Here is a 16,409-nt window from a genome sequence, read left to right as displayed (position 1 = left end):
TTTCGAGGCAGCATGGCATTCCGTCCCGACACATTCGCGCTGACCGCCCTGCTCGCGATGCTGATCTCGATGGGACCGGTCTCGACCGACCTTTACCTGCCGTCGCTGCCCGATATCGGTCGGGTCCTTGGCGCAACGACGGCCCAGGTGCAGCTGACCTTATCGGCCTTCCTCGTGGGCTTTGCCGCCGGCCAGATCCTGTACGGACCCGTGTCGGACAAATATGGCCGCAAGCCCGTGCTGGTCATCGCGCTGGTGCTCTACGGGGTGGGAACGGCGCTCTGTGCCGCCGCGCAGTCGATCGAGACGCTGACCGCCGCCCGTTGCCTGCAGGCCCTGGGGGCTGCCGGTCCCATCGTGGTGGCCCGCGCCATCGTGCGCGATCTCTATGAGGGACGGCGCGCCGCCCGCGAACTCGCCCTGATGGGCACATTCATGAGCGTGATGCCGGCGATAGCCCCGATCTTCGGCGGCGTGCTGCATGTCGCCTTCGGCTGGCGCTCGACCTTCGCGATCATGCTGATCTACGCGGCCTGCGCGCTGGTCCTGGTCATGGTCCAGCTGCCAGAAACGCTGCGCGAACGCTCGACCGCGCCGATCTCGCCGATCGGCATTCTCAGGACCTTCGGCACGATCGTGGTCGACCGCACCTTCCTCGCCAATACGCTGATCTTCGCCGCCGGCTATTCGGGCCTGTTTTCGTTCATCTCGTCGTCGTCGTTCATCCTGCAGGGCGTCTATGGGCTGGGGCCGATCGGGGCCGGCGCATCGTTCTCGACCTGCGTGATCGGCTTTGTCAGCGGATCGATCATCGGCACGCCTCTGGTGGCGCGGTTGGGCGAAGACATGGCCATCCGCATCGGCATCGGTCTGCAGGCGCTGGGCGCTCTCGCCATGGCCGCCGCTCTTGGCATCGGCGGGCTCGGGCTTGCCGGCATCCTGGCGCCGATGGCCGCCTATACGCTCGGCTTCGGCATCACCATGCCGCAGACCCTGTCGGCGGCGATGAAGCCGTTTCCCGACAAGGCGGGTGCGGCCTCGTCGCTCGCCGGCTTCATCCAGATGTCGAGCGGCGCGATTGCCGGCGTGTTCGTCGGCCATGCGCTGGGCAACAGCGCCTGGCCGCTGGCCGCGGCGCTCGGCGTGACGGCCTCGATCGCGGTTGGCACCTATCTCGCCAACCGCTTCGTTCAGACAGCGCGCTGATCAGGCGGTCTTGTCGATGGTGCGGGCCGCCTCGGCAAAGGGCAGCGCGAGCACAGGCGCGAACAGTTTCAGCGTCTCGACATCGCTCTCGCTATAGGCGTTCTCGGCATCCAGCACGTTCATCGTGCCGAGCATCGTGCCGAAGCGGATGACCGGGATGTTGATGCACGAGGCGCAGCCGAGGCTGGCGATCAGCTCGTGATCCGGGAAGGCCCAGCGGATATCCGCGGCATTGTGGCCGAGCCAGGGCTTCAGGCCACCGAGGACATGGTCGCTCCACGGCGTGACGCCCATTGGCTTGCGGCCGGTTAGCGGATAGGCGACGGGCTCGTTGGTGTAGATGCGCTCGACCTGGGTGGCACCATTGACCACGACCAGCAGGGTGAACAGCTTGTGGCCGACCAGCCGCTTCACGGCATGATCGACTGCGGTATAGAGCGCCTTGGCATCGCTCGACTGGGTGAGGGCTGCGGCAACCGCCGACAGTTCCTTGACGATATCGGTCATGGGCTTGTTCCTGACGCCGGAGCGCGCTGGTTGAGTTCGGGGAAGAGGCCTTCGGGGCGGAAGCGCAACATCAGGACGAGCGCCAGCCCGACCAGGATCTCGCGCAGCGCCGCTGCCTGGACCGGCGAGACGCCGGGGACGAATTCGGCGAAGAAGCGCGTTGCCTCCAGGAAGATCACCAGCAGATAGGCGCCCACAACAGCGCCGAGCGGACGGCCGACGCCACCGGCGGTGACCGCCAGGAAGACGTAGATGGTGATCAGCGGCTGGTAGATCTCGGGCGCGACAAAGCTGGTGTAATGGCCATAGATCGCACCGGCGAGGCCAGCGACCGCCGCAGCCAGCGTGAAGGCTTCGGCCTTGAACCGCACCACCGGCTTGCCCGCGACCGCTGCCACCGTCTGGTCTTCGCGGATGGCCCGAAGCGCGCGCCCCCAGGGGCTTTCGGCCAGCCGCTTGAGACCGAGATGCAGCACGATGACGAAGGCCGAGACGATGGCGAGCATGGTCAGGTGATAGCCCTGCCCCCAGTCGCGCGGAATGAAGGACGGCACACCGGCAATGCCGTCGGTGCCGCCGGTCATCCAGATCTCGTTGGAGGCGACGAGGCGGACCACTTCGGCAAAGCCCAGCGTGACGATGGCGAGATAGTCGTCGCGCAGGCGCAGTGTCGAGAAGGTGACGATGAGCCCCATGAGGGCGCCTGCCGCCAGCGCCGCGACCAGCCCGATGACGATCGGCGCGCCGCCCCATTTGGTCGACATCGCCGAGGCATAGGCGCCAATGGCGAAGAAGCCGACGAGACCGAGATTGACCAGGCCCGCGAGCCCCCAGGACAGCGTCAGCGATTGCGCCAGCATGGCATAGACGCCGGCCACGACCAGAATGAACACGATGTAGTTGAGATAGCCGACCATCAGTTCTGCCTCTCGCCGAACAGGCCGGCCGGCCTGATGGTCAGGACGCCCAGAATGATCAGGAAGCCGATCGCGGTCCGGTAATTGGGCGAGATCAGCAGCACGGTGAGCTCTTCCACCATGCCGATGATCAGCGCCCCGCCGACGGCACCGGGGATCGAGCCAAGCCCGCCCAGCACGGCTGCGGCGAAGACCGAGAGCACCAGCCGGAAGCCGGTCAATGGATCGGCGGCGGTATCGAGTGCCACCAGCATGCCGCCCATGCCGGCAAGGCCTGCGCCGACAAACACGGTGATCGCCGAGATGGTTGCCGGCTCGACGCCCTTGAGGCGGGCGAGATCGGGATTGTCGGCGATCGCCCGCATGGCACGTCCCATCCGGGTGAAGTTCAGCGCGAGCCAGAGAATGGTCATGATCGCCAGGGCGATCAGGAAATTCTCGACCTGCTGCGGCGAGATGCGCAGCTCCCAGAACCGGACGTCGCGGGTCAACGGCACGTCGAAGCCGCGGGGGTCATTGCCGAAAAAGAACCGGATCAGGTTCTCGATGATGATGCCGACGGCCAGCGAGCAGATCGCCATCATCAGCGCGCTGGCCTTGCTCAGGGGGCGGATCGCCAGCTGCTCGGCGGCAAGGCCGACCGCGCCCGCGCCCACAAGCGCGAAGGGCAGCGCATATTCCATGCGCAGCCCCAGCTTGGTGTTGGCGAGCCAGCCCGCATAGGCGCCAACCGTTGCCAGCGCGCCGATGGCGAAGTTCGGATAGCGCAGCACCGCGAAGATCGCGGTGAAGCCGATCGCGGGCACGGCGAGGATCGTCCCGGAGACGATCCCGTTCATCAGGGCCTGGATGATGGCAGACAGCATGCGCGGATCAGGAGATGCGCAGCAATGTTGCCTTGCCGGCCTTGATTTCCTCGTAGCGGAATTTCACGTCCGAGATGTCGCCGGTGTCGGTGAAATCGCAGGGGCCCGACGCGCCGTCATAGTCGACCTTCTTGCCCTCGGCGATCAGCTTGATGCCCGCCACCGCGCTCTCGACCTTCTCGCCGCCGCCCTGGCTGACCTTGCGGATATTGTCGCGAATGGCCTGCCCGGATGCGTCCTTGGCCTGCGCCATCGCCATCAGGGCGAGGTTCACATGGTCGTAGATCTGGCAGGAGAACGGATCGGGCGAGGCCTGCTTGATGATCTCGGAAACCTTCTTCCAGCCAGCCGAACCCTCCTGCGGCGAGGGGTTCATGCCATAGGCGCCTTCCAGAGCCTCGGGCTGACCAACCGCATCCGAGAGCCGCTGGTTGATGGCGTAGCCGGCACCGACCAGCTTGCCCTTGTAGCCGCCGCGATAGAGGTCGCGGACGAGCACGGTCGTGTCGGTCAGGTAGCCGCCGAGGAAGATGCAGTCCGGGCGGAAGCGCAGGGCCTGATCGACCTCGGTGCGCAGGCTCGGCTTCTTGTCGTCATAGATCATCAACTCGATCGTGCCGCCGGCCTTTTCATAGACGGCCTTCATGTTGGCATAGGTCGACTGGGTGAACGGCGTCTGCGGCATCATGACGAAGAGCCGCTTGCCGGCGGAGACCTCCAGCGCGAACTCGCCGAACTTGCGGCCCTGCAGGGTGGTGTTCGGCTGGGTGCGGGCAAGCCAGCCATTGTGCGGCAGCTGGGTGATGGAATCAGCGCCGGAGACGGTGAGCAGGAACGTCTTGCTCTCCCAGCAGAGCGGTGCGACGGCTGTGGTGACCGCCGAGGCCCAGGTGCCCATGATGGCGGAAACGCGGTCGACATCGATCAGCTTGCGGGCGGCGCGTACGCCGGCCTCCGCATTGGTCTGGTCGTCTTCGGAAATGACCTGGATCTGACGGCCGATGAGGCCGCCGGCAGCATTGACCTCCTCGGCCACCGCCTTGACGACATTGGCCATGAGCGGGCCGTACTGGCCGCCGGCGCCGGTGAGCGGAGTGAGCGTGCCGATGCGGATCGGACCGGCTTGAGCCCGAAGGATGGACGGCGCGGCGACCAGGCCGAGGCCAAGGGTCGAAGCTCCGGCAAGCAGGCGGCGGCGGGTGATGATGGCGGCCATGTTGGTTCCCCTTCTTGATCGATCAGGCGGCCTTGCGGCCCCCCAGAAACAGGCGGCGGATGTCGTCGTCAGCAGCGATATCGGAGGCGCGGCCCTCGCGGGCGACCCGGCCGTCGACCAGCACATAGGCGCGGTCGGCGATGGTCAACGCCTCGAGGGCATTCTGCTCGACCATGACGACCGCGACATCGCCAGACGCGAGGCCGCGGATCGTGGCGAACAGGCCGTCGGCGGCAACCGGCGACAGACCGGCAGTCGGCTCGTCCAGCGCCAGGACCTTCGGCTCCGCCATCAAGGCAATGCCCATGGCGAGCAGCTGGCGCTGGCCGCCGGAGAGCGTCTTGCCGAGCTGGCGGCGGCGGGCAGCAAGCAGCGGCAGTCGGTCGAACACGGCATCGCGGCGTGCCTTGAACAGCGCCGGCCGCATATGCGTGCCCATGGCGAGGTTTTCCTCGACCGACAGGCCGCCGAAAACGTTCTTTTCCTGCGGCACCAGCACGAAGCCGGCGGCGAGGACCGCCTGGGGCGAGGCATTGGCAATGGCCGTTTCGCCAACCGTGACACGACCGGCCTTCGGGCTGAGCAGGCCCGCGGCCAGTTTCAGCACTGTGGACTTGCCGGCGCCGTTCGGCCCGATGATGCAGACGAGCTCGCCGGGGGCCGCCTGGAGATCGACGCCCTTCACCACATGGTCAGCCGCGCCATAGCCGCCGACCAGACCCTCGATCGAGAAGGCGCTCATCGACGTCCCCCGAGATAGGCAGTCTGAACCTCGACATTGTCGCGGACCTCGTCGAACGAACCCTCGGCCAGCCGCTTGCCGAGCGCCATGACGATCACATGATCGGCGATGCGCTCGATCAGCGCCATGTCGTGCTCGATCAGAACGACGGTACGGCCCTCGGCGACGATGGCGCGCAATTCGTCGCCGATCTCCTCGGCGAGCGTCGGATTGACGCCGGCGGCAGGCTCGTCGAACAGGATGACGGCCGGGTCGGCCATCAGCGCGCGGCCGATCTCCAGGAGCTTCTTCTGGCCGCCGGACAATGCGGTGACCAGATTGTCGATGACATGGGCAAGCCGCAGCCGTTTCGCGACGCCGAGCGCGCGTTCGGCCAGCTCCTGTTCCCGCCTGCGGGCGGCAGCGCCCCCGACCAACGCCGGCCAGAGCCGCTCGCCCGGCTGGTTCTGGCCATAGACCATGAGGTGCTCGAAGACGGTCATCTTCGGAAAACCGCGGGCGATCTGGAACGACTTGACCAGTCCCCTGGCCGTGATCGCCTCGGGCTTCAGGCCAACAAGGTCGGTGCCGCCGAGCAGCACGCGGCCGGCATCCGGGCGGAGCAGGCCGGCCACGACGTTGAACAGTGTTGTCTTGCCGGCTCCATTCGGCCCGATCAGCGCCGTCAGACGCCCTTTCGCGATGTCGAATGTGACGCCATCGAGCGCCTGGACGCCGCCGAAGGCCAGGCGCACGCCGTCGATCGACAGCGCGTGTTGGCTGGTGCCGGGTGCAGGGAGCGGATGGGCAGGTTCAACAGAGATCATCGGCTCTTATCGTGCACAGCGATCGGCCCTGCGTCCAGCCATGCCGATGCTGGCGGGCGTTCCGGTTTGGGGCCTGTACGGCTCTCTGGAAATGGACTAGAGAGCGGCCAATCTGCGGATAATCACGGGGGTTCGCGATGCAGACGTTTGACCGGCTCGTCACGGTATTCGGCGGCTCAGGTTTCGTCGGGCGCCATGTCGTCCGCGCACTCGCCAAGCGTGGTTTCCGCATCCGCGTCGCGGTCCGCCGCCCCGATCTTGCCGGCCACCTCCAGCCGCTCGGCTCCGTCGGGCAGATCAATTTCGTCCAGGCCAACCTGCGCTATCCGGATTCGGTGCGCCAGGCGGTCGAGGGCGCCGAGTTCGTCGTCAACTGCGTCGGCATTCTCTACGAGACCGGCCGGCAGCGATTCGATGCGGTTCAGGCCCGCGGCGCCGGAACAGTGGCCAAGGCCGCAGCCGAGGCCGGCGCCAAGCTGATCCACATTTCAGCCATCGGCGCCGATGCCGAGAGCGCGGCGAACTATGCCCGCACCAAGGCGGCCGGCGAAGCCGCGGTTCTGGCGGCAGCGCCGGATGCGGTCATCCTGCGTCCGTCGATCGTGTTCGGACCCGAGGACGATTTCTTCAACCGCTTTGCCGGCATGGCGCAGATGATGCCGATCCTGCCGCTGGTCGGCGGCGGCGAGACGAAGTTCCAGCCGGTGTTCGTCGGAGACGTGGCCGAAGCGGTGATGGCCGCCGTCGATGGCAAGGCCAAGGCCGGCACGGTCTACGAGCTGGGCGGCCCGGCGCCCAAGAGCTTCCGCGAGCTCCTGGAATTCATCTGCGCGACCACCGGCCGCAAGCGGCTGCTGGTGCCCATGCCGTTCTGGGCCGCCACGTTCAACGCGCGCTTCATGCAGCTTCTGCCGAAGCCCATGCTGACCGTTGACCAGGTGGAACTGCTGAAGAGCGACAATCTGGTGGGCGAGGCTGCCAAGGCCGAGGGCCGGACCCTGGAAGGCCTCGGCATCCATCCGCAATCGGTGGAAGCAATCGTGCCGAGCTATCTCTGGCGCTTCCGCCGCCAGGGCCAGTTCTCAGAACAGCTGCGCTGAGCGTTCGCCTTCAGCGGAAGGCGAACAGACCAACGAGCCCCAGCGTTCCGACGATGATCCGCCACCAGGCGAAGACCCCGAAACCGTGCCGGCTGACATAGTCGAGCAGGTAGCGCACGACGATCAGACCGGAGATGAAGGCTGCCACAAAGCCGATGCCGATATTGGCTGCGTCGGCGAAGTCGAGCAGCTTGTAGTTCTTGTAGAGGTCATAGGCGAAGGCACCCGCCATGGTCGGCATGGCGAGGAAGAACGAGAATTCCGCCGCCGCCCGCTTGGTCGTGCCCATCAGCAGCGCGCCGACAATGGTCGCACCCGAGCGTGATACGCCGGGAAACAGCGCCGCGCACTGGCAGATGCCGATCTTGAAGGCGAGCCAGGGCGTGAAGCGGAAGGCATTGTCGTCCTTCGGCTCGAGCTTCAGCCGGTCGACGACAAGCAGCACGATGCCGCCGAGAATCAGCGCCACGCAGACGAGGTCCGGGCGCTCGAACACCGCCTTGATGCGGCTGTGCAGGAGCGCACCCAGCAGGGCCGCCGGCAGGAAGGCGACGAGAACCGAAACGACGAAACGGCGCGCCCAGGCATCGGTCGGCAGGCAGAGCAGAACCCCGAACAACCTTGAGAAATAGACCAGCAGGATGGCCAGGATCGCACCCAGCTGGATCAGTACCTCGAAGGTCTTGCCGGTCGACTGAAAGCCGAGGAAATGGCCGAGGAGGATGAGGTGCCCGGTCGACGAGACCGGAATGAATTCGGTTCCACCCTCGACGATGCCGAGGATGAGGGCCTTGCCCATATTGGCGATGTCCATGACTGCTCCCGCCCGCGCCGCGCGCCGAATCAACCACAGGCGCCTTCACGAAGCGTTAACCACAACCGTCGCCCTTCCAAAACGACACAGCAGGCGCGCGGTTGTTTCTCGCTCTCCAAGCCGCTATGCAGCGCCGCTCGACTGCCATGTCACGGAAAAACCACACCGGCATCCTCGATTGCCGGCCCCGTCCAGGCTTGACCGAATGCTTCTGCACCACCGCTTCTTCTGCCCTCACTCCCGCTTTGTCAGGCTGGTGCTCGCCGAGCGCGGGCTTGAGACGGATATGGCGGAAGCAAAACCATGGGAGCGGCATGACGATTTCCTCAGGCTGAACCCGGAGGGCACCACGCCGGTGCTGGAGGTCAGCGACGAGCTGGCGATCCCCGGCGCCGAGATCATCGTCACCTATTTCGAGGAAAGTGTCGGTCATCCGCCTGAGCGCAAGCTGTTGCCAGACGGTCCGGTGCAGCGGGTCGAGGTGCGCCGGCTCATGCACTGGTTCGGCGTGAAATTCTTCGAGGAGGTCTCTGGGCCACTGGTGGCGGAGAAGATCGACAAGCGCTTCATGCCGCCAACCCAGGGCGGCGGCGGCCCGAACACCAGCGCCATCCGCGCGGCGCGCGCCAATATCCGCTACCATCTGCGCTATATCGGCTGGCTCGCGCAGCGGAACGACTGGCTTGCCGGTCCCGAACTGAGCTACGCCGATCTCGTGGCGGCCGCCCATCTGTCGGTCGTCGATTATCTGGGCGATGTGCCGTGGACCGACGACGAGACAGCCAAGGACTGGTACGCGAAGGTGAAGTCGCGCCCGTCGTTCCGGGCGCTGCTGGCCGATCGGGTGGTCGGAATGCCCGCGAGCGCGACCTACGCCGATCTCGACTTCTGAGCGACGGCCAGGCGCTGCGCGACGCGATCCGGGACGCCGCGCGCGCCGAGGGCTTCGACCTGGTCGCCTTCACCACCCCCGACGCCATTCCTCATGCCGGGCCGCGACTCAAGGCAGCCGTCGATGCCGGCCATCATGGCTCCATGGCCTGGATGGAAGAGACGCTGGAACGGCGCTCCTCTCCGCAAGTGCTCTGGCCGGAGGGGCGCAGCATCATCATGCTGGCGATGAATTACGGCCCCGAGACCAACCCGCTTGAGGGCCTTGCCGATCGCGAGGCCGGTCTCATCTCGGTCTATGCCCAGGGCGACGATTATCACGACGTGATCAAGGCGAAGCTCAAAGCCGTGGGCCGCTGGCTGGTGGACGAGACCGGCTGCGCGATCAAGGTCTTCGTCGATACCGCGCCGCTGATGGAAAAGCCGCTGGCCGCCGCCGCCGGCCTCGGCTGGCAGGGCCGGCACACCAACATGGTGTCGCGCAGCTTCGGTTCCTGGCTGTTCCTCGGGTCGATCATGACGACCCTGGAGATTGCGCCCGACCAGCCGGAGCGCGACCATTGCGGATCGTGCCGCGCCTGCCTCGACATCTGTCCGACAGCGGCCTTTCCAGCTCCCTATCAGCTCGATGCCAGGCGCTGCATCAGCTACCTCACCATCGAGAACAAGGGACCGATCCCGCAGGAATTCCGCAAGGCGATCGGCAACCGCATCTATGGCTGCGACGATTGCCTCGCCGTGTGTCCGTGGAACAAGTTTGCCGAAGCTGGCCGGCAGGCGAAGCTTGCCGCCCGCGCGGCGCTGAAGCGGCCGAGGCTCGCCGATCTCGTAATCCTCGACGATGCCGCCTTCCGGGCCCTGTTCAGCAAGAGCCCGGTGAAGCGGGTCGGCCGTGACCGCTTCATCCGCAATGTGCTGATCGCCATCGGCAACAGCAGTGACGTTTCCCTTGCCGAACCCGCCGCCACCCTGCTCGACGATCCCTCGCCGCTGGTGCGCGGCGCGGCCATCTGGGCACTGCGCCAGATCGCGCCGGAGCGGCTGCCGGCCGGGCCAGCTACGTCTGAGACGGACCCCGACGTTCTCAAGGAATGGACGACATGAGCACGCTTCTGATCTTCGGCCTTGGCTATTCGTCGGTTGCGACAGTGCGCGCCTCGGGCAAACGCTACGAGCGGATCATCGCGACGGTCCGCTCGGCCGAGCGCGCGGCGGCTCTCACGGCGAGTGGCGTGGCCGGCCAGGCGGTGAGCGTGATCCCGTTCGATGGCAGCCGGATGAGCGACGACCTGGCTCAGGCCATCGGGCAGGCCGACGATGTTCTGGTCTCGGTGCCGCCGAACGACCAGGGCGATCCCGTCCTGCGGGCCTGCACGCCTGCGCTGTCATCGGCCCATCTGCGCGCCGTCTCCTATCTCTCGACCGTCGGCGTCTATGGCGACCATGACGGCGGCTGGGTCGATGAGACGACCGAGCCTAAGCCGGTCAGTCCGCGCAGCCTGGAGCGGCTGGAGGCCGAGCGCGCCTGGACCGCCTTCGGCCAGGCCAATGGCGTGCCGGTCGCCATCCTTCGGCTCTCCGGCATCTATGGGCCCGGCAACAATGCGCTGGTCAATCTGAGGCGCGGCACGGCGCGCCGGATCATCAAGCTGGGCCAGGTGTTCAACCGCATCCATGTCGATGATATCGCGCAAGCCGTACTAGCCGGCTTCGAGCGGCGCTATTCCGGGGTGGTCAACGTCACGGATGACGAGCCCTCCCCGGCGCAGGACGTCATCACCTATGCCGCCGAGCTTCTGGGTGTGCCGGTGCCGCCCGATATCCCGTTCGAGCAGGCCGGCCTGTCACCCATGGGCCGCAGCTTCTACGGGGAGTGCAAGCGAGTGGCCAATCGCCGGTTGAAGGGTGAACTGGGCGTTAACCTGTTGCATCCAAACTTCCGGGTGGCGCTCCAGGCATTGGCCGCCGGGGGCGACGGACACGCAGAGCCGCAGGACCCCTAATGTTGCATTGCAGCAAGACAGAAACAGCATTGCTGCATCGCACAAATCACTTGAGCATGACCCTGTCGTAGCTGCGCGCGGAAACCCCGACGGCCGAAGCCGTGGATGACGACCGTCACCCGAGCCTTCAGGGGTTTGTCATGCTTGCATCTCTGCTCATCGATGCCGCCATCATCGCGATAGGTCTGGGAGTGGGCGGCGCGCTCGCGCTGTTCGTCTTCGACACCTCGAAGCAGATGAACCTGCGCACCGACCCGTAAGGTCAGGCGCGGTCCTCGCCGCCAAACAGGTCCAGGCGGCCGTTCGGCATCTCCAGCACGTCCCAGAGCGGACGCGCGGCGGCACGGCACACTTCGGCCAGCGTATAGGGCGCATTGACCGTCACAAGACCGGCGCCCGACAGCCTTTCGCCGTCGACAGCCCGCCAGGTCGTCTCGATCGTCAGGCATTTCGGGATTGCGAGCTCGGCGATCGCCCGGTGGAACCGCTTCACGGCCGCCGCATCCTTGACCGGATACCAGAGCAGGAACACGCCCCCCGCCCAGCGGCGATAGCCATTGTCCAGCGCCTCGACCAGGCGGTCGAACTCGCCCGGCTGCTCGAAGGGCGGATCGATCAGGACGAGACCACGCTTCTCTTTCGGCGGCAGGAAGGCCTTCGGCGCCAGCCAGCCGTCAATGCCGATCACCTTGATGCGGCGGTCGCGCGCATAGAGCCGTGCAAGATCGTCACCATCCTCCGGATGCAGTTCGCAGAAGGTCATGCCATCGACCGGGCGGGTCATCAGCCGGGCAATATCGGGGCTGCCGGGATAGAAGCGCAGGCGACCGTCCGGATTGAGCCTGGCGACTGAGTCCATATAGCTGCCGACCAGCGCCTCCAGCGGTTCGGGCAGGTCACGCCCCCAGAGCCGGCCGATGCCCTCGACCCATTCGCCGGTGCGCTCGGCAGCATCCGATGTCAGATCATAGCGGCCGAGCCCCGCATGGGTGTCGATCACCCGGATCGGCGCCTCCTTCTTCAGGAGATAGTCGATCACGAAGGCGAGGACGGCGTGCTTGATCACATCTGCCGGGTTCCCGGCATGATAGGCGTGGCGATAGTTCATGGCGCTCCCTGTGGCGCGCCAAACCCCTTTCCGTCAATCCGCGAGTTCGAATCGAACTTTCGGTAAAATTGCACGCAATCTCGCAAGGCGGCTTTCAGAGCTCATGCGTCATAAGGCAGCCAAGGCCGGTCCAAGCCGGCAGGCAGTCCACTCCACAGTGGCAGGCGAGACAATCATGTTCCGGGGCACATTCCTCGTTTTGACATTCTATGCGATGGGCCATCCGCATTTCGACGCGGCGCGTCCCGCCGTGCTCGACAAGCCGCTGATGGCCTTCCACAAGGACGTCAATTCGGTTGCCCGCGATGGCATGAAGGTGCTGGGTGCGTTCGATGGCGCCCGCAAGATGGACTATCTGGCGCCGCTCTCGGCTGCCATGGCGCGCGTGACCGGCCCCTGAGGCCGGCGCCTCTCACGCCTTTTGAGCCACCACGACCAGTCCCGGCACCGGTGCATCGCGCTCCCGGCGGGTCGATGCCCGATCACAGACCTTCACCTGGAAACCGGCATCGCCCAGCAAGCGCCTGACCAATGGTTCGGGATGGGCATAGCGCAGATCGGCGCCCAGCCTGACGGCGTCTCCCTCCTCCGCCTGCGTGGTAAATGCCAGCAGGCCGCCTGGCCCAAGCGCTTCGGCCGAGGCTGAGAAGACCGGCGCAAGATCGGCGACATAGACGAAGACATCGGCGGCCGCGACCAGCGACAGGGAGCCGGGCGGCTCGGCCAGTGCCGCGTCCGTCAGGTCACCGACGGCAAGGCGATGATAAATCTGCTTGCGCGCGGCGGCCTCGATCATCGCCGGCGACAGATCCACGCCGGTGAGGTGGCCGCAATGACCGGCAAAGACCTCACCGAACAATCCTGTGCCGCAGCCGAGATCGAGGACACGCTCAAACCGCTCGGGCAGGCCTTGCTCGCGCGCGACGCGCAGAAGCGCATCGGCGATCAATTCCGGGCCACGATAGGCCAGCCCCTCGCGCAGGGCCTTGTCGAAGCGCGGCGCATATTGGTCGAACAGCGCCGCGACATAGGCGGGGGACATGGCGCCCGTCGCATCGGCAACGCCCAGCCTGGCAAGGGCAAGGCCGGCGCCCAACGGATCGGCGGGCTCCAGATCAAGCGAGTGCCGGAACGCCGCCACGGCCTCATCGCTGCGTCCGCGTGCCATCTCCACTTCACCAAGGGCGAACCAGCCGGGAGCCCAGCGCGGCACAATGTCGAGGGTCTGGCGGATGAGGTCGGCTGCGGCCTCGAGGTCGCCATCCTCCTTCGCCGCCATCGCATAGTCGAAGCGGCGGTCGGCCAGGAGATCGCCCGACGAGCGGAAGGAGGCGCTCATGCGAGCTCAATCATCGGTGGCGAGCGGGCCCTTGGGCCGTTCCAGCGTCGCAAAATGGCCGCGCGCCTGCAGCCAGAGCAGGAGCACGATGCTCGGAATGGCGGTGAGGCAGGACAGAACGAAGAACCAGAACCATCCGGTCTGGCCCGCGACCCAGCCGGCCGGCGCCGAGAGATAGGTGCGGCCGACAGCGGCGAGCGCCGAGAGCAGCGCATATTGCGTGGCCGTGTGGAGCGGCGAATTGCACAGCGACGACAGGTAGGCGACGAAGATCACCGTGCCGATCGCGCCGGTGAAGTTCTCGACCACGATGACGGAAGCCAGCATGCCGTAGCTTGCCGGCATGGCGGCCTGCAGCGCGAAGACGAGGTTGGATCCGGCCTGAAGGAAGGCGGCAAGCCAGAGGCTTGTGCGCAGGTCGAGCGCGCGGGCGACAAAGCCACCGGCAAAACCGCCAGCGAGCGTTGCGGCAAGGCCCAGGCCCTTGACGATCGCCGCATATTCCTCGCGGCCATAGCCCATGCCGCGGATGACGAAGGGACCGGTCATGGCGCCGACGAAGGCGTCGCAGAGCTTGAAAAGGATGACGAAGGCCAGCACCGTCAGCGCCATGTCGCGGGACAGGAACTGGGAAAACGCGCCGAATGCCGCCTGCGCGACCCGTGCGACCGGATTGGCCTCGGCGCGGGCGAGACGCACCGCCTCGTCGGAGCGGGCCGGCTCACGGGCGGCAAGCGTGGTGATCATGCCGACCACCACGAAGCCCGCCATGACGATGTAGGACAGGGTCCAGGCGGTCGCCTTCGGAAAGCCCTGCACCTTCTCGAAATAGGAGACGATCAGCAGCGCGCCGGCGGTGGAGACCAGCATGCCGATCCGGTAGGCGGCGACATAGGAGCCCATGCCGGCCGCCTGCTCCGACGTGTCGAGCTTCTCGACCCGGTAGGCATCGATGACGATGTCCTGGGTGGCGGAGGCGGTCGCGACCAGAACGGCACCGACAGCCACCATGAACGGCGACACATCCGGGTTCTGCAGCCCCAGGAAGACGATCGCCGCCATCAGCAGGATCTGGCTGAAGATCAGCCAGCCGCGGCGGCGGCCGAAGAGGCGGGAAAGCACGGGAATGTCGATGGCATCGACCACCGGCGCCCAGAGGAACTTGATCGTGTAGGGCGTTCCAACCAGCGCGAACAGGCCGATCGTCGACAGGTTGGCCGAACTCTCGGCCATCCAGACGAGCAGGGTCGAGCCGGACAGGGCGAGCGGCAGGCCGGCGGCGAAGCCGAGCAACAACACGACCAGCACGTCGCGCCGGAAGTAGACGGCCGCCGCTTCGCGCCAGCCCGCTTTGCGCATGTTCAGGTCGCTGGCGGCCACGGTCACCTCCGGATCAGAACCTCCTAGGTGCCTGCCTGATGGTTAACGAAGTTTCAACCCTGGCGCTTTCACGCGCGGCGCACCGTGACACCGCCGACGCCGCCTTCCCGCGGCACAAGCCGGGGCGTGGGCGTTGCAGCGGCCGAGGGAGCCGGCTTGCGGCTGAACGGCACTTCCACGAAGCGATGGAAGAAGGCACCGACCGCAATGACCACGGCGGGCACAGCCACCAGGGCGACGATGGCCTGGGTCGGGCTGCCAATGGTGATGAGCTTGTCACCGTTGTGCATGACGACGTTATGCAGGCCGAGTTTCTGATCGGCGAAGGAACCTGCGGTCCGCATCAGCTGGAACAGGAAGGCATGGGTCATGTAGATGGCGAAGGACCAACGGCCCAGCGCCTGCGGCACACGGGTCATGAGCAGGGCAGACGCGGCGCCGCCCTCGAACGAGTAAACATAGATCAGCACGCCGAAGACCAGCGGGGCGGCGAGATGAGCCGGTCCCTGCGGCGTGAGCAGGACAAAGGCCGCCGCGAGCATGGCTGTCAGAATCTCGAGCAGCCCGAGCGGCAATGTCGGCGCGGGCAGGCGCAGCCGCAGGTCATAGACCAGGCAGCCGACCGAGAAGCCGAGCAGGCAACGCACGAAGCCCCAATCCGAACTGACGAACAGCGACGACGGCGAGACAAGGGCCAGGATCGCCGCCGAGGCCACAGCGAGGGCGATGAAGATGCCGTTGCGGGCCTTGGGGGCCCAAAGAAGGATGCCGAGGAAGACCGCCGAGGTCCAGAACTCGACCGCGATGCTCCAGGCCGGACTGTTCCAGCTCAGGCCCGGGTGCAGGCCGAAGGATTGCAGGAACAAGAGATTGGTGACGATCTCGATTGGCGAACGACCAGGCGGGAAAGGCGCCGCATCCACGACGAAGCCGGGCTTCACATAGCCATAGGCAAGCTTGGCAAGCTCAAGCAGGACGAAGGCGGCCAGGACAACGACGTGAAGCGGCCAGAGCCGGCGGAAGCGCGCCTCCATGAAGCCGCGGCTGTCGCGGGTCGCCTGCAGCCTGTCGCCATAGGCATGGCTGATGACGAAGCCGGACAGGACGAAGAAGAAGTCCACGCCAAGCTGAAGGTTGGCGAAGGCGGGGGCATCCTTGGCCATGTGCAGGATTGGCACATGGAACAGCACGACCAGAGCTGCGCAGATGCCGCGCCAGGCATCGAGCGACCGGAAGCGGGTGGGAAGCGTCACAGTCTGTTTCATCGCCGCACACATCCTGTTGCAGATGGAAATGTCGAGAGATGCACAGCAACACGCGTGCCGCGGGGGTATACCAGAGACCAGACATGCACACTAATTATGCAACATTGCCTGATTAATTTTTGTGCGTCCGCACGCTCCCCGAGCAGCGAGATACCACGCAGTTTCCCGGAAGGCCGGACCTGCCTGTTCCAGATTCTGGAACTCCATCAAGACTCTGGCAGGTCAGCTATGCGCTGGCACGGCGGTTGC

17 protein-coding genes are annotated in these 16,409 nt (G+C 66.2%); 6 read left to right on the top strand and 11 right to left on the bottom strand.

From position 1 onward, the window contains the following. Positions 1–12: 12 nt before the first annotated feature. Positions 13–1,206, top strand: coding sequence for a multidrug effflux MFS transporter (locus tag E8L99_RS08800; protein ID WP_137099185.1), 1,194 nt, complete (start codon positions 13–15; stop codon positions 1,204–1,206). Here E8L99_RS08800 and E8L99_RS08795 read toward each other — a convergent pair whose 3' ends face one another. From E8L99_RS08795 to E8L99_RS08770, 6 genes are read right to left on the bottom strand one after another with little or no spacing between them, the layout of a single operon-like run. Next, positions 1,207–1,713, bottom strand: a complete 507-nt coding sequence (locus E8L99_RS08795; RefSeq protein ID WP_252511301.1) for a GAF domain-containing protein — start codon at positions 1,711–1,713, stop codon at positions 1,207–1,209. It lies immediately after the preceding gene. Then, positions 1,710–2,630: a branched-chain amino acid ABC transporter permease gene (locus E8L99_RS08790; RefSeq protein ID WP_137099184.1), complete on the bottom strand. Its 921-nt coding sequence runs from the start codon at positions 2,628–2,630 to the stop codon at positions 1,710–1,712. The genes E8L99_RS08795 and E8L99_RS08790 overlap by 4 nt, the downstream gene beginning before the upstream one ends. Beyond that, positions 2,630–3,496 carry a branched-chain amino acid ABC transporter permease gene (locus tag E8L99_RS08785; RefSeq protein WP_137099183.1) on the bottom strand — a complete coding sequence of 289 codons (867 nt, stop codon included), beginning with the start codon at positions 3,494–3,496 and terminating at the stop codon, positions 2,630–2,632. Before E8L99_RS08785 ends, E8L99_RS08790 begins: the two co-directional genes overlap by 1 nt. A gap of 7 nt (positions 3,497–3,503) precedes the next feature. After that, positions 3,504–4,712, bottom strand: a complete 1,209-nt coding sequence (locus tag E8L99_RS08780; protein WP_137099182.1) for an ABC transporter substrate-binding protein — start codon at positions 4,710–4,712, stop codon at positions 3,504–3,506. 22 nt (positions 4,713–4,734) lie between these two features. Further along, entirely contained in the window at positions 4,735–5,454 is a 720-nt protein-coding gene (locus E8L99_RS08775) for an ABC transporter ATP-binding protein (RefSeq protein ID WP_137099181.1), read from the bottom strand. Continuing rightward, positions 5,451–6,260, bottom strand: a complete 810-nt coding sequence (locus E8L99_RS08770) for an ABC transporter ATP-binding protein (RefSeq protein ID WP_137099180.1) — start codon at positions 6,258–6,260, stop codon at positions 5,451–5,453. Before E8L99_RS08770 ends, E8L99_RS08775 begins: the two co-directional genes overlap by 4 nt. A 137-nt stretch (positions 6,261–6,397) precedes the next feature. Between E8L99_RS08770 and E8L99_RS08765 the strand changes: the two genes are divergently transcribed. Then, a complete protein-coding gene (locus E8L99_RS08765; protein ID WP_137099179.1) occupies positions 6,398–7,360 on the top strand; it encodes a complex I NDUFA9 subunit family protein in 963 nt (320 codons plus the stop codon). 10 nt (positions 7,361–7,370) lie between these two features. Here the strand turns inward: E8L99_RS08765 and E8L99_RS08760 are convergent, their stop codons facing one another. After that, positions 7,371–8,174: an undecaprenyl-diphosphate phosphatase gene (locus tag E8L99_RS08760; RefSeq protein WP_137099178.1), complete on the bottom strand. Its 804-nt coding sequence runs from the start codon at positions 8,172–8,174 to the stop codon at positions 7,371–7,373. A 205-nt stretch (positions 8,175–8,379) separates the two neighbouring features. Between E8L99_RS08760 and E8L99_RS08755 the strand changes: the two genes are divergently transcribed. The 3 genes from E8L99_RS08755 to E8L99_RS08745 are packed head-to-tail and all read left to right on the top strand — an operon-like array spanning position 8,380 to position 11,068. Beyond that, positions 8,380–9,066, top strand: coding sequence for a glutathione S-transferase family protein (locus E8L99_RS08755; RefSeq protein ID WP_137099177.1), 687 nt, complete (start codon positions 8,380–8,382; stop codon positions 9,064–9,066). Then, positions 9,063–10,169 carry a tRNA epoxyqueuosine(34) reductase QueG gene (queG, locus tag E8L99_RS08750; RefSeq protein ID WP_137102031.1) on the top strand — a complete coding sequence of 369 codons (1,107 nt, stop codon included), beginning with the start codon at positions 9,063–9,065 and terminating at the stop codon, positions 10,167–10,169. Before E8L99_RS08755 ends, queG begins: the two co-directional genes overlap by 4 nt. Further along, positions 10,166–11,068, top strand: coding sequence for an SDR family oxidoreductase (locus E8L99_RS08745; protein ID WP_252511300.1), 903 nt, complete (start codon positions 10,166–10,168; stop codon positions 11,066–11,068). The genes queG and E8L99_RS08745 overlap by 4 nt, the downstream gene beginning before the upstream one ends. A gap of 262 nt (positions 11,069–11,330) precedes the next feature. Here the strand turns inward: E8L99_RS08745 and E8L99_RS08740 are convergent, their stop codons facing one another. After that, the gene (locus E8L99_RS08740; protein ID WP_137099175.1) at positions 11,331–12,176 is read right to left on the bottom strand and encodes a 23S rRNA (adenine(2030)-N(6))-methyltransferase RlmJ; all 846 of its coding nucleotides are present in this window, start codon (positions 12,174–12,176) and stop codon (positions 11,331–11,333) included. Positions 12,177–12,351: 175 nt separating this feature from the next. Between E8L99_RS08740 and E8L99_RS08735 the strand changes: the two genes are divergently transcribed. Continuing rightward, positions 12,352–12,576, top strand: coding sequence for a hypothetical protein (locus E8L99_RS08735; protein WP_137099174.1), 225 nt, complete (start codon positions 12,352–12,354; stop codon positions 12,574–12,576). 12 nt (positions 12,577–12,588) lie between these two features. On the opposite strand, the gene E8L99_RS08730 is transcribed toward E8L99_RS08735, so the two are convergent. From E8L99_RS08730 to E8L99_RS08720, 3 genes are all read right to left on the bottom strand, one after another. After that, on the bottom strand, positions 12,589–13,515 hold the full coding sequence (locus tag E8L99_RS08730; RefSeq protein WP_137099173.1) for a class I SAM-dependent DNA methyltransferase: 927 nt from the start codon (positions 13,513–13,515) through the stop codon (positions 12,589–12,591). Positions 13,516–13,521: 6 nt separating this feature from the next. Continuing rightward, a complete protein-coding gene (locus tag E8L99_RS08725) occupies positions 13,522–14,874 on the bottom strand; it encodes an AmpG family muropeptide MFS transporter (RefSeq protein ID WP_137102030.1) in 1,353 nt (450 codons plus the stop codon). Positions 14,875–14,963: 89 nt separating this feature from the next. After that, the gene (locus tag E8L99_RS08720; RefSeq protein WP_168201610.1) at positions 14,964–16,160 is read right to left on the bottom strand and encodes an acyltransferase family protein; all 1,197 of its coding nucleotides are present in this window, start codon (positions 16,158–16,160) and stop codon (positions 14,964–14,966) included. Positions 16,161–16,409: the final 249 nt, after the last annotated feature.

This window comes from Phreatobacter aquaticus (assembly GCF_005160265.1).
Lineage (GTDB): Bacteria > Pseudomonadota > Alphaproteobacteria > Rhizobiales > Phreatobacteraceae > Phreatobacter > Phreatobacter aquaticus.
Note: the sequence above shows the minus strand (reverse complement) of the source record. Positions and strands in the feature narration are given on the sequence as shown.

Coding starts and splice junctions, on each gene's coding strand:
- E8L99_RS08800 (WP_137099185.1), top strand. CDS start 13: ATGGCATTCCGTCCCGACACATTCGCGCTGACCGCCCTGCTCGCGATG.
- E8L99_RS08795 (WP_252511301.1), bottom strand. CDS start 1,713: ATGACCGATATCGTCAAGGAACTGTCGGCGGTTGCCGCAGCCCTCACC.
- E8L99_RS08790 (WP_137099184.1), bottom strand. CDS start 2,630: ATGGTCGGCTATCTCAACTACATCGTGTTCATTCTGGTCGTGGCCGGC.
- E8L99_RS08785 (WP_137099183.1), bottom strand. CDS start 3,496: ATGCTGTCTGCCATCATCCAGGCCCTGATGAACGGGATCGTCTCCGGG.
- E8L99_RS08780 (WP_137099182.1), bottom strand. CDS start 4,712: ATGGCCGCCATCATCACCCGCCGCCGCCTGCTTGCCGGAGCTTCGACC.
- E8L99_RS08775 (WP_137099181.1), bottom strand. CDS start 5,454: ATGAGCGCCTTCTCGATCGAGGGTCTGGTCGGCGGCTATGGCGCGGCT.
- E8L99_RS08770 (WP_137099180.1), bottom strand. CDS start 6,260: ATGATCTCTGTTGAACCTGCCCATCCGCTCCCTGCACCCGGCACCAGC.
- E8L99_RS08765 (WP_137099179.1), top strand. CDS start 6,398: ATGCAGACGTTTGACCGGCTCGTCACGGTATTCGGCGGCTCAGGTTTC.
- E8L99_RS08760 (WP_137099178.1), bottom strand. CDS start 8,174: ATGGACATCGCCAATATGGGCAAGGCCCTCATCCTCGGCATCGTCGAG.
- E8L99_RS08755 (WP_137099177.1), top strand. CDS start 8,380: ATGCTTCTGCACCACCGCTTCTTCTGCCCTCACTCCCGCTTTGTCAGG.
- E8L99_RS08745 (WP_252511300.1), top strand. CDS start 10,166: ATGAGCACGCTTCTGATCTTCGGCCTTGGCTATTCGTCGGTTGCGACA.
- E8L99_RS08740 (WP_137099175.1), bottom strand. CDS start 12,176: ATGAACTATCGCCACGCCTATCATGCCGGGAACCCGGCAGATGTGATC.
- E8L99_RS08735 (WP_137099174.1), top strand. CDS start 12,352: ATGTTCCGGGGCACATTCCTCGTTTTGACATTCTATGCGATGGGCCAT.
- E8L99_RS08730 (WP_137099173.1), bottom strand. CDS start 13,515: ATGAGCGCCTCCTTCCGCTCGTCGGGCGATCTCCTGGCCGACCGCCGC.
- E8L99_RS08725 (WP_137102030.1), bottom strand. CDS start 14,874: ATGCGCAAAGCGGGCTGGCGCGAAGCGGCGGCCGTCTACTTCCGGCGC.
- E8L99_RS08720 (WP_168201610.1), bottom strand. CDS start 16,160: ATGAAACAGACTGTGACGCTTCCCACCCGCTTCCGGTCGCTCGATGCC.